13 protein-coding genes are annotated in these 14,102 nt (G+C 72.2%); 5 read left to right on the top strand and 8 right to left on the bottom strand.

The genetic code is table 11. From position 1 onward, the window contains the following. The first annotated feature begins 64 nt into the window (after nucleotides 1-64). Entirely contained in the window at nucleotides 65-802 is a 738-nt protein-coding gene (locus ACIBP6_RS03030; RefSeq protein ID WP_397048179.1) for an AfsR/SARP family transcriptional regulator, read from the top strand. Here the strand turns inward: ACIBP6_RS03030 and ACIBP6_RS03025 are convergent. The 4 genes from ACIBP6_RS03025 to ACIBP6_RS03010 form a co-directional block, all read right to left on the bottom strand. Then, a complete protein-coding gene (locus ACIBP6_RS03025) occupies nucleotides 797-3,781 on the bottom strand; it encodes an AfsR/SARP family transcriptional regulator (protein WP_397048177.1) in 2,985 nt (994 codons plus the stop codon). The two genes, ACIBP6_RS03030 and ACIBP6_RS03025, sit on opposite strands and share 6 nt — an antisense overlap. Nucleotides 3,782-3,800: 19 nt before the next feature. After that, nucleotides 3,801-4,769: an inositol-3-phosphate synthase gene (locus tag ACIBP6_RS03020; protein WP_397048175.1), complete on the bottom strand. Its 969-nt coding sequence runs from the start codon at nucleotides 4,767-4,769 to the stop codon at nucleotides 3,801-3,803. 37 nt (nucleotides 4,770-4,806) lie between these two features. Next, nucleotides 4,807-5,568: an SDR family NAD(P)-dependent oxidoreductase gene (locus ACIBP6_RS03015; RefSeq protein ID WP_397048173.1), complete on the bottom strand. Its 762-nt coding sequence runs from the start codon at nucleotides 5,566-5,568 to the stop codon at nucleotides 4,807-4,809. Nucleotides 5,569-5,704: 136 nt separating this feature from the next. Next, complete coding sequence (locus ACIBP6_RS03010) at nucleotides 5,705-6,331, bottom strand: hypothetical protein (RefSeq protein ID WP_397049283.1); 627 nt, start codon at nucleotides 6,329-6,331, stop codon at nucleotides 5,705-5,707. A gap of 20 nt (nucleotides 6,332-6,351) precedes the next feature. On the opposite strand from ACIBP6_RS03010, the gene ACIBP6_RS03005 reads away from it, so the two are divergent. Next, nucleotides 6,352-6,498, top strand: a complete 147-nt coding sequence (locus tag ACIBP6_RS03005; RefSeq protein ID WP_165969980.1) for a hypothetical protein — start codon at nucleotides 6,352-6,354, stop codon at nucleotides 6,496-6,498. A gap of 44 nt (nucleotides 6,499-6,542) precedes the next feature. Here the strand turns inward: ACIBP6_RS03005 and ACIBP6_RS03000 are convergent, their stop codons facing one another. Next, nucleotides 6,543-8,102 carry an ABC transporter substrate-binding protein gene (locus tag ACIBP6_RS03000; protein WP_397048171.1) on the bottom strand — a complete coding sequence of 520 codons (1,560 nt, stop codon included), beginning with the start codon at nucleotides 8,100-8,102 and terminating at the stop codon, nucleotides 6,543-6,545. Between the two features lie 195 nt (nucleotides 8,103-8,297). Between ACIBP6_RS03000 and ACIBP6_RS02995 the strand changes: the two genes are divergently transcribed. Together ACIBP6_RS02995 and ACIBP6_RS02990 are read left to right on the top strand one after the other, a co-directional pair. Continuing rightward, the gene (locus ACIBP6_RS02995) at nucleotides 8,298-10,160 is read left to right on the top strand and encodes a sensor histidine kinase (protein WP_397048169.1); all 1,863 of its coding nucleotides are present in this window, start codon (nucleotides 8,298-8,300) and stop codon (nucleotides 10,158-10,160) included. Continuing rightward, nucleotides 10,153-10,509, top strand: coding sequence for a DUF742 domain-containing protein (locus ACIBP6_RS02990; protein WP_111180280.1), 357 nt, complete (start codon nucleotides 10,153-10,155; stop codon nucleotides 10,507-10,509). The genes ACIBP6_RS02995 and ACIBP6_RS02990 overlap by 8 nt, the downstream gene beginning before the upstream one ends. Here ACIBP6_RS02990 and ACIBP6_RS02985 read toward each other — a convergent pair. Beyond that, complete coding sequence (locus tag ACIBP6_RS02985) at nucleotides 10,487-11,968, bottom strand: MFS transporter (RefSeq protein ID WP_397048167.1); 1,482 nt, start codon at nucleotides 11,966-11,968, stop codon at nucleotides 10,487-10,489. The genes ACIBP6_RS02990 and ACIBP6_RS02985 overlap by 23 nt on opposite strands. 73 nt (nucleotides 11,969-12,041) lie before the next feature. Here ACIBP6_RS02985 and ACIBP6_RS02980 point away from each other — a divergent pair, with 73 nt between their 5' ends. Further along, nucleotides 12,042-12,503, top strand: a complete 462-nt coding sequence (locus ACIBP6_RS02980; protein WP_397048165.1) for a MarR family winged helix-turn-helix transcriptional regulator — start codon at nucleotides 12,042-12,044, stop codon at nucleotides 12,501-12,503. Here ACIBP6_RS02980 and ACIBP6_RS02975 read toward each other — a convergent pair. Further along, complete coding sequence (locus tag ACIBP6_RS02975) at nucleotides 12,496-13,368, bottom strand: ABC transporter ATP-binding protein (RefSeq protein ID WP_397048163.1); 873 nt, start codon at nucleotides 13,366-13,368, stop codon at nucleotides 12,496-12,498. The two genes, ACIBP6_RS02980 and ACIBP6_RS02975, sit on opposite strands and share 8 nt — an antisense overlap. After that, on the bottom strand, nucleotides 13,365-14,102 hold the full coding sequence (locus ACIBP6_RS02970) for an ATP-binding cassette domain-containing protein (RefSeq protein WP_397048161.1): 738 nt from the start codon (nucleotides 14,100-14,102) through the stop codon (nucleotides 13,365-13,367). Before ACIBP6_RS02970 ends, ACIBP6_RS02975 begins: the two co-directional genes overlap by 4 nt.

The raw sequence follows: 14,102 nt of genomic DNA, 5'->3' as shown, positions 1-14,102 counted from the left end.
TGGCGTTCCGTTGGTGCGGGAGCGGTTTAGTGGTGTTTTAGTGCGAGACGGCATGCTGTGACAGATGGATCATTTGGAGTTTCGCCTGCTCGGGTCCATCGATGCCTATGTCAGGGGACGCCGCCTGGATCTCGGGCCGCGCAAGCGTCGTTACGTGCTGGCCGCGCTGCTGCTGGACCTGAACCGTCCGGTGCCGGTGGAGCGGCTGATCGACGCCGTATGGGAGGGCGATCCCCCGGACAGTGCGCGGATGACCGTGCAGGGACATGTGTACCGGCTGCGCCGCGTCCTGGAGGGCACGCGGGTGGAGACGGTCCCGTCGGGGTACGTGCTGCGCGCCGACCCCGGGCGGGTGGACGCGCTGCGCTTCCAACGGCTGGTCGACGGGGCCGCCGGCCAGGGGGACGAGGCCGGCGCCGACCTGCTGGAGGAGGCGCTGTGCCTGTGGCAGGGCCCGGCGCTCGGCGGATCGGGGGGTGGCAAGACGCTGGAGGTGGCGGCAGTCGCGCTGGAGGAGACGCGCCTGCGAGCCGTGGAGGAGCTGGCCCGCAGGCGGCTCAGGCTGGGCCGGCCGGAGCGCGTCCTCCCGCGGCTGCGCGCGATCGTGACGGCCGCGCCGCACCAGGAGCGGCTGGTCTCGCTGCTGATGACGGCCCTCTACCGCGTGGGCCGCCAGGCGGAGGCGCTGGAGCTGTACGACCGCACCCGTCGGCTGCTGGCCGAGCAGCTCGGCGTGGACCCGGGGCACGAGCTGCGGGCCACGTTCGAGAGTCTCCTGGCGGCCCGTACGGCCGGGTCATGATGCGAGCACGGCCAGCGCGGCGGCCTCGTCGAGCCGGTGGCCGAACTCGCGGTGCAGCTCGACGGCCCTCTTGGCGTAGTCGCGGCGGTCGGGGTGGATGCGGGCGAGCAGGGTGAGCGCCTGGCCCTCCAGCCGCCGCATGCCGTACCGGATGGCGGCGTCGCGGGCCTGCCTGGCGTGGGCGGCGGCGGCCTCCCGCCGCCCGCCTTCGAGGAGCACCTCGGCCAGCCACACCCGGGTGCGCGTGTCGAGGTGCGGGTATGTCCTCTCCTGGTACGCGCCCAGCACGCCCTCCAGCAACCGGACGCGTTCGGCGAGGTCGAGCGAGGTGTCCACGCGGGCGAGCGTGCCGCGCGCCTCGTCGTACTCGCTGCCCAGGCCCCGGGCGCGCGCCACGTGCACGGCCTGCCTGGCCAGGTCGGCGGCCCTCGCGCAGTCGCCCTTGAGGTGGTGGGCGAGGGCGGCGCTGGACAGCGTCCCGGCGAGCCGGCCGTCCTCGGCCGTGCTCAGCCCCTCCCCGAACGCCTCCAGCGCGGCCTCGACGTCGCCCAGCGCGAGATGGATGTCGCCGACGACGGAGTACGCGCGGGCCTTCCAGACGGGCGGCTCGCCGAGGTCGAGCCGGATGCGGATCGAGCGCAGCTGCCGGGCCAGCGCCTCGCGGGGGCGTCCGGCCCACAGGAGCTTGATGGCGTAGTTCTCCAGGGTCGCGGCGAGCTTCGTGGACGGCTCGAAGGACTCCCACAACTTGATGATGTGCTCGTGGCCGGCCGTGCTCTGCTGGAGGTCGCCGAGGTTGGCGCTGATCACGACGAGGTTCGTGAGCGTCACGAGGGTGCCGGTCCGCCAGCCGACCTCCTCGTAGAGTTCGGCGGCGATCTGGCAGTGCCGGATGGCCGGGCGCGGCTCGTTCAGCACGAACCGGGCGTTGGCCAGCGTGTGGTGCATGCTGGCCTGGCCGGCGCGGTCGTCCGCCCGCTCGGCCTCGGACAGTGCGCGGGCGGCGAGCGACATGACGACCTCGGGATGGTAGCCGCCGTACATGAAGGCGCGCAGCGTCTCCACCAGCCGCCAGCACAGCCGGCCGCGGGCGTTGTCGATCATCGCGAGCAGGTTGTGCTGCTCGGCGCGGAACCAGGCCTGCGCGGCCTCGGCCCCGTCGAACTCCTCCCCGTCGCGGGGCGGGTCGTCTGCCGTCAGCGGCAGCAGGTCGATGGAGGGTGCGAGCAGCGGCGCGGCGGCCCGCGCGGTGTGCAGGTAGTACGCGTGCAGCCGCGCCGGGTCGTCCTCGCCGGGCGTGCACCGCTCGCGGGCGTAGAGGCCGACGAGGTCGTGCAGCCGGTAGCGGCCGGGCGCGTGCTCCTCGACGAGGTGGGCGGAGACGAGCCCGGACAGCAGCCGCCGGGCGGCGGCCGGCTCGACGCCGGCCATCCGGGCGGCGGACTGGGCGGTGAAGTCGCAGCCGGGCACCAGCCCGAGGCGCCGGAACAGCCGGCGCGCGTCCGGGGAGAGCGCGGCGTACGAGCGGGCGAACGCCGTGGCGACCGCGGCCTCCTCGTCTCCCTCGACGGCCAGCGTGCTCCAGCGGTCGGCGTGCAGCTCCTTGATGTAGTCGCGCAGGCCGGCCCTGCCGATGAGGTTGGCGCCCGCGATGGCCAGGGCCAGCGGCAGGTGGCCGCAGAGCTCGGCCAGCTCGGCGACGGCCTCCGGGGCGGCCCGGACGAGGTCGTCGCCGACCAGGTCGGCCAGCAGGTCTCGGGACTCATCCGGGGTGAGCGTGCTCAGCCGGACGATCTGCGCGCCCTGCAGGGCCAGGCCGCGCAACGTGTCGCGGCTGGTGACCAGCACCGCGCAGGAGGAGCCGCCGGGGAGCAGCGGGCGTACCTGCTCGACGTGGGCGGCGTTGTCGAGCACGAGCAGCACGCGGCGGGTGGCCAGCGTGGAGCGGTAGAGGTCGAGCTGCTCGGCGGCGCCGTTCGGGGCGGGCACGCCGAGCGCGCCGAGCAGACGGGGCAGCACGCGGGCGACCGTCAGCGGCTCCCCCTGGCCGTAGCCGTTGAGGTCGACGTGCAGCTGGCCGTCGGGGTAGTCGGCGGCGACCTGGTGGCCGACGTGCGTGGCCAGCGTGGACTTGCCGACGCCCGCCACCCCGGTGACCACGGCGATCCGGCCGCCGCGCAGCAACGTCCGCAGGCGCTCGGCCTCGGCGCGGCGGCCGACGAAGCCGGCGACGTCCCTCGGGAGCTGGCGCGGGACGACCGGGCGGTGGCCTTCGACGATGCGCTGGTGCAGGTCGCGCAGACGCGGACCGGGGTCGACGCCCAGCTCGGTCGCGAGCAGCCGCTGCACGTCGTGGAAGAGCTCCAGCGCCTCGGCGGTGCGGCCGTCGTGCCAGAGCGCCGTCATGACGAGGGCGTGCGGCGTCTCCCTGAGCGGCTCCTCGTCCCTGATCTCCTGGAGCAGCGCGGGGACCTCGCGGTGGCGGCCCAGCTCGATCAGGGCGGCGGCGTGCTCCTCGATGAGGTCCCAGCGTTCACGCAGCAGGGGGACGCGGACGCGCTGCTCGACCCAGGCGGTGCCGAGGCCCTGGAGCGGCTGGCCGCGCCAGAGCGCCAGCGCGCGCTGCCAGGCGTCCGCCGCGAGCTCGGGGCGTCCGGCCGCGCGTCCTTCGGCGGCCAGGCGGCGGAAGCGGGCCAGGTCGACCTCCTCGGCCGGCACGTCGAGCGAGTAGCCGGCCGTGGTGCTGGCGATCCGGCCGCCCAGCGTCTTGCGCAGCTGCGACACCTTGAGCTGGACGATCGTCTTGGCGGTCTTGGGCGGATCGTCCTCCCACAGCGCCTCGATCAGCCGGTCCACCGGCACGTACGCGCCGTGGTGAGACGCCAGCAGCCCGAGGACGCACTGCTGTTGCGCCCCCTCGATCGGAATCCGGGCGCCGTCGTCGCACACCTCGACAGGGCCGAGTACGCGGATGTCCATTGCGGACGAGCATAATGCGTCATACCGCCTTCATCAGCGCATTTGACACCTCCAGTAAACCGCTCACCCCCTCGTCCATGGCCGCCTTGGCGTGCCGGACGGCGTCGAGGGCGTTGCCGGCGGCGCTGGGCGAGTCCTCGACGACCATGCGCAGCTCGACCTCCAGCGGGGAGCCGCCGAAGCCCTCCCCGTCCAGCCGGATGTAGGCGACCTTGCGGTCTTCCATGAACGGCACGTACTGCGCTCCGACGTGCGTGGACGCGCCGGCGCCCGTCTCCTTGGTCGCCTTCTTGGCCGCCATGCGGGAGGCGTCCTCGAGGTTGACGAAGTCCATGTTGCCGCCGCCGAGCAGCTGGTGGCCGCCGGTGAGGGTCACCCCGCCGCCGGCCAGGGCGTCCACCAGGGCGCGGTGCACCAGCGTCGCCCCGAACGAGCTCTTCAGGTCGTCGCCCACCAGCGGCAGCCCGGCCTCGGCGAAGCGCCGCCGCCACTCCGGCGAGCGGGCCAGCCGGGCCGGCATGCCGTTGACGAACGCGCAGCCGGCCTCGATGGCCGCGCCCGCGTACAGCTCGGCGGCGCGCTGGGCGCCGGTCGGCAGGAAGTTGAGCACGACGTGGGTGCCCGTGGCGCGCAGGTGCTCGGCGATCTCGGCGGGCGTCGCGCCGCCGCGCGGCTCCACCAGGGCGGCCGAGCCGGGGCCCACGCCGTCGGCCAGGACGCCTTCCACCACGGGCACGCCGAGACGGGGCACCTCGGCGAAGGCACGGGCGTTGTTCGGCGGGGCCCAGATCGCCTCCGACAGGTCGCGGCCCAGCTTGGCCGCGCCGACGTCGAAGGCCGCGGTGAAGCGCACCTGCGAGACCGCGTACCCGGCGCAGACCGGGTTGCGCAGACCGGGGGCCGTGCCGGCGCGGTAGTACTCGACGCCCTGGACGAGCGAGGAGGCGCAGTTGCCGATGCCGATCAGGGCGACGTTCACAGAAGTCATGGCGGGATTAGACCAGGCGGTGCGGGATCACGTGATCTCACCCCGCGACGACGCTCATCCCGCCGTCCGCCATCACGATGGAGCCGACCAGGTAGCGGGCGCGGTCGGAGGCGAGGAACGCGATCACTTCGGCGATCTCCTCGGGTTGCGCGGCCCGCCCGATCGGGGTGCTTCTCCCGTGCTCGGCGAGGAACTCGCGGCCGTTTTCGCGTACGTCGTCGAGGATGTTCGTCACCACGTCCCCGGAGCTGACCGCGTTGACGCGGATGCCGTTCTCGATGGCCTCCAGCGCCAGGGTCCGGGTCAGCTGGGCGAGGGCTCCCTTCGAGGCGGCATAGGCGCCGATGGTGGGGAACGTCTGGAAGCAGGCGTAGGAGCCGACGTTCACGATGGCGCCTGATCCTTGGGCGGACATGGCGCGTACGGCTTCGCGGGAGTGGAGGAAGGCGCCGGTGACGTTGACGGCCAGAATCGACTCCCAGTCCTGCAAGGTCATGTCGAGGACAGGCTTGTAGATGATGATCCCGGCGTTGTTCACCAGGATGTCGAGCGTGCCGAATTCGTCCCGTGCGAGGGCGACCGCCCGCCGCGCGCTGTCCTCCTTCGACACGTCGGCCACCAGAGGGACGATGCCCGGTCCGGCCAGCGCCTCGACGTCAGGGTTCCGGTCCTCGGCGACCACCCTCGCGCCGCGTGCGCGCAGCAACTCGGCGGTCGCGCGGCCGATGCCGCTGGCGGTGCCCGTGACGATGGCGACCTTTCCGGCGAACTCGTTGTCCGAAGAGGGTGCGGCGGTCATCGGCACGTACTCCTTACACGGTGAGATTTCGCAGAATGCCGTGAGTGCGGCGATGACCGTCGTGCGCTGCCCTGGGATGTGCATGCCAAACTCACGGGCCGGCCGTTCGAGCCCTCTCCTGGATGCCGTCTCCGGGTCAGGCGCGCGGGGTGCGTTCGACGGCGACGGCGATCTCGTTGCCGAGGCGGCGGCCGGTGAGCAGGTCGAGGTCGTCTCCGCTCCAGAAGCGGCCCGGGTCGTACCAGTTGGGGCGGCGGCCGGACGGCAGCAGCCCCATCGCCTCGTAGGTGACGGCCACGATCTCGGCGCAGTAGGCGCTCTCCAGGGTCTGCTCCCTGCGGCTCCTGCGCGGGATGCGGCCCCTGGCCCAGCGGGCGGCCAGCCGGGCGGTGGACGGGAACGGGGTGCCGTCGAGCCTGGCCACCGTACGCAGGGCGGCGTCCTCCATCTCGGGCGTCACCTCGGGGTCGAGCTGGCGCAGCCAGGCGCGCTGGCCGTACCTGTCGGCCCACACCGTCACCGCGTCGCGCAGGTCGTGCAGCTGGACGCCGCGGTGGTGGGTGCCGGACCACAGGTCGGGCAGCGACTTGCCGAGCTCGGCGTGCCACATCATGGGTGGCAGGTCCTCGATCACGATGGCCATGCCCACGTGGTTGACCGGGCTGTTGGTCATCGTCTGGATGGCGCGGTCGGGGGCCGAACGGCCGCGGAAGATCCACACGTCGCCGGTCCGCGTCACCTTCACGGCCTCGTCGAGAGTCAGCACGAGGCTAGCCTAGGCACATGCGCTGGTGGAAAATGCTGGGTCTGGCCGGAATCATGGGGGTTGCCGCCACGGGGGTGGTGATCGCCCGCGCCGAACGGCGCCGCCGCTCGTACACCCCGGAAGAGATCAAGACCCGACTGCGGGAACGGGTCGAGGGCGCCTGACTCCGCCGCCGCCGGGAAAAGGCAGGATACGCGGCCGCGTATCCCTAGGCCGAGGGGCGGAGGGTGTGGATGAAGACGACGTCCGGGTAGGCGGGGTTGTCGTCGTAGCCCTGGACGCCGGCGAAGTACGCGCGGCGCGCCGTGGCGACCCAGGGCAGCGCGGCGGCGGCGCGCTGGTCGAGCACCCGCTCCGTGGCCTGTTCGTACGCCCGCTGCGCCGCCGGGCGGTCGGTCACCGTCAGCTCGGGCAGCGTGTCGAGCAGCGCGTCCAGTCCTTGGTCCCGCAGGTAGGCGAGGTTGAGCTCCGGCGGGTCGGCGCTGCGGAAGACGTTGCCGAAGTAGGAGTAGCCGTCGGCGTAGTCGGGCCACCAGTACATGACGAAGATGTCCTGACCGCCCTTCTTGCCCAGCTCCCACTGCTCGTTCCACGGCATGGCGCGGGCCCGGAGGGTGACGTCGAGCCGCCGCAGCGTCGCGCGCAGCCGCCGGACGAGCGCCTCCTGGTCGGCGTCCCCTGCGGCGTACGTCAGCAGCAGCCGCAGCGGCCGTCCGCCGGGGCCGTAACCGGCCTGCCGGAGCAGGCGGGCGGCGGCGTCCAGGTCCTGCCGGGGCACCCGCCCGGGCACGTGGCCGAGCAGCCCTTCCGGGATGACGCCGCCGGCCGACATCACCGAGCCCTTGAGCTCCCGCACCAGGCCTCGGTAGTCGATCGCCCGCTGCACGGCGCGGCGCACCCGTACGTCCCGCATCGGCCCGTCCGCGGTGTTGAACAGCAGCATCGCGGTCGTGAACGACGGCCGCTCCGAGGTCCGCACGCCGGGCGCGGCCGACGCCTGGCCGAACAGTGTCGCGTCGAGCCGGTCGACGAAGGTGGCCGCGCCGCGCCGCAGCATCTCGTACGCGCGCTCGGGATCGCGCACGACCTTGAACGTGACCGTGGTGTAGTGCGGCCGCCGCCAGCCGCCCCAGTAGTCGCCGTACGCCTTGAGGCTGAGCTCGTCCTCCTGGCCCCGCTTCCAGCCGGCCACGGTGTACGGCCCTGAGCCCGCGTCCCTGCCCTGCCGGAACCACGCCGCCAGGTCGGGGGCCGCCTTGGTGTCGTAGATGTAGGCGGCGTACCCGGCGGAGGCCACCAGGTCCAGCGGGACGGGGTACTTCAGCGCGAACGTCACCGTGAGCGGGTCGTCGGCGCGGATGGAGGAGACGGCGTCCCAGATGTAGGAGGCGCCGGTCTCCGAGCGCATGGTCCGCTCGATGGACGACTTGACCGCGGCGGCGTCCAGCGTCCTGCCGGTGTGGAAGGTGACGCCGGGGCGCAGGGCGAACGTCCACGTCCGGCCGTCGGACGACGCGCGCCATGACGTGGCCAGCCGGGGCGCGGCCTTCTTGGTGACCGGGTTCCAGAGTGTGAGGGTCTCGTAGACGTTCTGGAAGGCGACGATCTCACTGGAGTAGGAACGGCTCGGGTCCCACTCGGTGATGATGTCGGTGTTGCGGACGTACACGAAAGGGGACTCCCCCACGGGCGCCCGTTGCGGCTCCGGGGGCGGGGAGCAGGCCATGAGGAGGAGCAGCGCGACGGCCGCGGCGAATCGACGGCGCAACGCGTCTCCCTCTCTCACGGATGTACGCGGGAACGCTACTCCAAGATCACCCTGGACGCCGCAACCTGTCCAAAAGTCCCGAAAAATTGGGCATTTGGGTGATCGAATTGCTATCCTCGGGGCTTGTCCCGTCCGGGGTTGCCAGCAGGGGACCGACCGGAGTGAGGTGCCATGGGTCGTAGCCGAACGATCCGCATGAAGATCATCGGACTCCTCCTGGTGCCGCTGGCCTCCATGGTGGTGTTGTGGGGGGTCATCACCGCCGTCACCGCAACCGAGAGCTTGGAGCTGCGTCAGTACAAGACAGTCTGGACGAACCTCCGTCTTCCCGCGTACAAACTGATCAGCGAAATCCAGCGTGAACGCCTGGTGTCGGCCCAGCTGCTGCGCAGCGCGGCGGAAAAGTCCGCGGTCAACGCGCAGCGTCTGCGCACCGACGCGGCGGGCGACGCGTTCAAGCAGTTCTCGGGCAACTCCAAGGAGCGATCGGAAGAGATCCGCACGCAAGTGGACGCGGTGTACACGCAACTCGACAGGCTCGACGCGATCCGTGGTGAGATCGACACGGGCCTGTCAGACCGTCTGCACACCGTGGAGTCCTACAACGGCATCGTCGACGCCCTGTTCGGCCTGCACCGGCGGGTCGCGCTGATCGACGACATCCCGATCTACGAGCAGTCTCGCCTGGTCATCGACATGGGCTACGCCAAGGAGCTGCTGACGCGGGAGCAGGCCCTCGGCATCGGCCGGGCCGACGCGGCGGAGCGCAGGCTGTTCGGCCAGCTCGTCGGCAACCGGCGCTTCCTCGTCGACCAGGCGCTCGCCGACCTCGACCCCGCCCTGCGCGACCCCCAGATCGCCCTCATCACCTCCCGCGACTACCAGCGGATGCGGATGATGGAGGACCAGATCGTGGCCGGCGGCGTGCCGCGGGACTGGCTCGCCACGACGGAGTCGCTGGCCGAGGCCTTCGACGACGCCCAGCTGCGGGCCAGCGCGATGCTGAACGAGCGGGCCGACCCGATCGCCGACCAGGTGCTGGCGCGGGCGTTCCTGCTGGCCGGCACGGCGCTGGCGCTGGTCGTCGTGTCGATCGCGTTCTCGCTGCGCATGGGCACGCGGCTGTCGAAGGAGCTGGCCACGCTCCGGCAGGCCGCGCTGGAGGTGGCCGAGGAGCGGCTGCCGGACGTGGTGGCCAAGCTGCGCAAGGGCGAGAAGGTCGAGATACCGGAGCTGAAGGTGGCCAGCACCACGGCCGAGATCGACGACGTCGGCCAGGCGTTCTCCACCGTCCAGCAGACCGCCGTCGAGGCCGCGGTCGGCCAGGCGCAGCTCAGCGAGGGCGTCGGCCACGTCTTCCGCAACCTGGCCCGGCGCAGCCAGACGCTGCTGCACCGCCAGCGCATCCAGCTCCAGGACATGCAGCACCGCGCCACCGACCCGGAGGCGCTGGACGACCTGTTCAAGCTCGACCACCTGACCACCCGGATGCGCCGGCACGCCGAGGGCCTGATCATCCTGTCGGGGGCGACGCCGGGGCGCGGCTGGAGCCGTCCGGTGCCGCTGCTCGACGTCGTACGCGGCGCGGCGGCCGAGGTGGAGGACTACCAGCGCGTCGTCGTCGAGCCGATGCCCGGCCAGCGGCTGACCGGGCCGGTGGTCGGTGACATGATCCATCTGATCGCCGAGCTCATCGAGAACGCGACCGTCTACTCCCCCGCGCACACGCCAGTCATCGTGCGCGGCGAGGCGGCGGCCCGCGGCTTCGCCATCGAGGTGGAGGACCGCGGGTTCGGGATGAGCGAGGAGGAGCTGGCCGACTACAACGAGCGGCTGGCCAGCCTCCCGGAGTTCGACCTGGCCGACAGCGACCGGCTGGGCCTTTTCGTCGTCTCCCGCCTGGCCGCCAGGCACGACATCCGCGTTACCTTGCGCGGTTCACCATATGGAGGGACCACCGCGATCGTGTTGATCCCGGAAGAGCACGTGGCCGAACCAGAGGCCGAGGCTCCGGAGAGCGAGCCTGTTCGCCCCATGCGGGTGGTGCGAAGTGACTGAAGAACGCTGGCTGGACGAGGACGCCGGTCCGATCGTCCCGGCCTACCTGCTGACCAGGGGCCGTACGGTGCCCGCGAGCGAGGCCATCGACCTCATCGCGGTGATCATCACGTCCGGCGGCCTGGCGCCGCCGCGCGGGCTCGATCCGGAGCATCTGATCATCCTGCAGAAGTGCACCCAGCCGACCCGGCTGGTGGACGTCGCCGCCGAGCTGAATCTGCCCATCGGTGTGGTGCGGGTGCTGGTCGGCGACCTGCACGCCCAGCAACTCGTGCAGGTCGAGCTGCCGCCGCCCGCTCCCGACGCCAAGGTGCTGCTGGAGGTGATCAGCGGCCTGAAGGCCCTGTGACCGGCCCAGTGATCGGCCCAGTGATCGGCCCAGTGATCGGCGCTGTGATCGGCCCAGTGATCGGCGCTGTGATCGGCCTGCGGTTCAGGGCGCCGTACACGGCCGCGAACACCGCCGCCACGAGGCCGGCCGCCGCGGCGACGCCGAAGACCCACTGGTAGCCGCGCACGCCCGGCTGGGCGGCCAGGATGGCGGCGATCACGGCGCCCGCCGTGCTGCCGCCCACGATGCGCACCAGCGCGTTCACGCCCGCCGCCACGGCGGTCTTGCCCGGGTCCACGTGCTCGACCGCCATCGTGCCGAGCGCCGCGTAGCCGACGCCGAGGCCGACGCCCATGAGCGAGGACGCGACGTACAGGTGGGCAGGGGTGCTGTGCTCGAGGACGAGCCACAGGCCGGCCAGCGCGGTGACCGCCGAGCCCGTCGCCACCATGGACGACGCCGCGAACCTGCTCATGATCCGGCCCGCGAACAGCGAGATCACCAGCATGAACAGGGTGCTCGGCAGCAGGAAGAGACCGACCTGCAAGGTGGAGGCGCCGAAGCCGTAGCCGGTGCTCACGGGCACCTGGGCGAAGCCCGAGACGCCGGTCATGATGGTGAAGAACGAGAAGCCGAGCAACATCGAGGCCACCGTCGCGCCGACCGTGCCCCGGTGGGTCAGCATCGACATCTCCACCAGCGGTTCGGCCACCCTGCGCTCCACCAGGACCCAGACCGCCGCCAGCACCACCGCCGCGGCGAACAGCCCGAGCACGCCGGGCGAGGTCCAGCCCCAGGCGCCGCCCTGGCTGATGGCGACCAGCAGCGCGACGAGCCAGGTGGCCAGCAGGGCCGCACCGAGCAGGTCGGGGCGGGCGTTTCCGGCCGGCCCGGAGTCGCGGACGAGGAAGGCCACGACGACGGCGGCGACCAGCGAGATCCCGGCGATGATCCAGAAGAGCTGGTGGAAGTCGCCGGAGGCCGGCCCGGCCAGGATCATCCCGCCCCCGCTGCCGAACCCCATCGTCGCGCTGAGCACGCCGATCCCGGTCGCGAGCTGGTTGCGCGGCAAGGTGTCACGCACCACCCCGATCGACAGCGGCACCAATGCGGCCACCGCCCCTTGGAGCACGCGGCCCACGATCAGCCAGGTCAGTGACGTCGCCAGAGCGGCCACCACGGAGCCGATCACCAGGAGGGCGAGGGCTCCGAGGATCATGCGGCGCCTGCCGTACATGTCGCCGAAGCGCGACAACAACGGTGTGGCCACCGCGCCGACCAGCAGGCTGAGCGTCAACGTCCAGGTCACGGCGGCGAGCGAGACGTTCAGCTCTCGCTGCAGCACGGGAAGCAGCGGGACCACCGCGGTGTTCTGCAAGGCGGCGATGGACGCCGCGAAGGCCAGGGAGATCACTCCGGGCCAGGGATTTCTGGTAGGGGTCGTCTCGTTGGTCGTGGATACGGCCACGGTCGCCACGTAGGGCTCCTTTAGCTAACTTAGGTAACTAACGAGACAGCATCATACATACGTAAGTTAGGTAAGCAAATCCATGGACGACGACCTCTACACGACGGTGGCGGCCTTCCGCACTCTCGTGACCACGCTCAACCGCGCCAAGACCCATGAGCGGCTGACCGAGGCGGCGGGGATCCGGCTGGACAAACCCGATGTGCAGGTCCTCGTCCACCTGCTGGACGCGGGCGAGCCGCGCAGGATCGGCGCGATCGCGGAAGGGTTGCAGGTGGAGAGCCCCCACGTGACCCGGCACGTCTCCGCGCTGGAGCGGCGCGGGCTGGTCGAGCGGGTGCGCGACCCCGACGACGGCCGGGCCTGGCGCATCGCGCTCACCGACGACGGCGCCGAGGCCGCCGCCCGATGCCGGAAGGTGACGACCGACTGGTTCGAGGGCGCCCTGGCCGACTGGTCGCAGGGCGACCGGGCCGAGCTGTCACGGCTGATGGTGAAGCTCTCCGACGACCTCGGCGAGTACTTGAGGACCCGCCTCAGCTGACCGGCACGTCCTCCGCGCGGTGGCAGGCGACGTGGCGGCCGTCGAGCTCCCTGAGCGGCGGCGGCTGCTCGCACATGGGCGCCGCGAGCGGGCAGCGCAACCGGTACGCGCAGCCCGTCGCCGCCGGCACGGCCTCCGTGCGGCCTCTGGCCTCGGGCGGCGGGCCGCCGAGCTTCGGCACGGCGTCGCGCAGCGCCCGGGTGTAGGGGTGGGCCGGCTTCGCCAGGAGGTCTCCTGTCGGGCCCGACTCGACCACCCGGCCGGCGAAGAGCACGTACGAGGTACGGCAGAGGCGTTCCACGACCGCCAGGTTGTGCGTGATGAGCAGGCGCTCGGTGTCCAGGCCGGTCAGCAGGTCGAGGATCCTGGCCTGGACGGTGACGTCCAGGGCGCTGGTGGGCTCGTCCAGGATCAGCAGGCGCGGGCCGACGGCCAGGGCTCTGGCGATCACCACGCGCTGGCGCTGGCCGCCGGAGAGCTCGTGGGGCCTGCGGGCAGCCAGGATGGGGTCGAGGCCGACCTGTTCGAGCAGCTCGGCCACGCGGTGCCGGGCGTTCCTGGGCAGGGCCTCGGCGACGGAGCGGCCGACGCGCATGCGGGGGTCGAGGGACTCGGCCTGGAAGACCGGCTGAACGTCCTTCCTGAACGCCCTCAAATCCGCATTTTTCAAGGTCTGGTCGCCGTACCAGATATTTCCGGAGATGGGGGTGAGGAGGCCCAGGAACGCGCGCGCCAGGGTCGTCTTGCCCGAGCCGCTCTCCCCGATCAGCCCCACGCCGCCCTCGGTGATGTCCAGGGTCACGTCGTGGACGACCGGGCGGCGGCCGTACCCGAGCGTCACCGCTTCCGCCCTCAGCAGGGTCACGGCAGCGCCTCCAGCAGCTCGCGGGTGTAGGGGTGGGCCGGCTCGGCCAGCACCCGCGCGGCCGGGCCCGACTCCACGACCGCGCCGTCCTTCATGACCAGCACCCGGTCGGCGATGGTCGAGACCAGGGCCAGGTCATGGGAGACGAGCAGCAGCGCGAGGTCCCGCTCCGCGCGCAGCCGGCGCAGCACGCCGACCACCTCAGCCTGGACGGTCACGTCGAGCGCGCTGGTCGGCTCGTCGGCGAGGATCACCTCGGCGCCCAGGGCGATGGCCAGCGCGATGGCGAAGCGCTGGGCCTGACCGCCCGAGACCTCGTGCGGATAGCGGCGCAGGATCGCGGGGTCGAGCAGCACCGCCTCCATCGCCTGCGCCATGGCGGGCTCGCCGTCGTCGCGGCCGTGCAGCCGCAGCGCGCGGCGCATCAGGACGCCGAGGCGGGTGGCGGGGCTGAGCGCGGCCTGCGGCGACTGCAGCACCAGCGCCGCCCTGGCGCCCCTGACCCTCCTGAGCTCGCGCGGCGGTGCTTCGAGCACGTCCACGCCGCAGACCCGGACGCGCCCCGACACCTCGGCGCCCTCGGTGAGGCCGAGCAGAGCGAGGAGCGTCGTGGACTTGCCCGAGCCGCTCTCCCCCACGATCGCCACGCACTCCCCCGCGCCCACGTCCAGCTCGGGGACGTCGGCCACCGTCCGCCCCGCGTAGCGCACCTTCAGGTCGCGTACCTCGATCAC

The organism is Nonomuraea terrae (genome assembly GCF_044465245.1).
Classification (GTDB): Bacteria; Actinomycetota; Actinomycetes; order Streptosporangiales; family Streptosporangiaceae; genus Nonomuraea; species Nonomuraea terrae.
The sequence above is the reverse complement of the archived record's forward strand: the minus strand, read 5'-3'. Positions and strand labels throughout refer to the sequence as shown.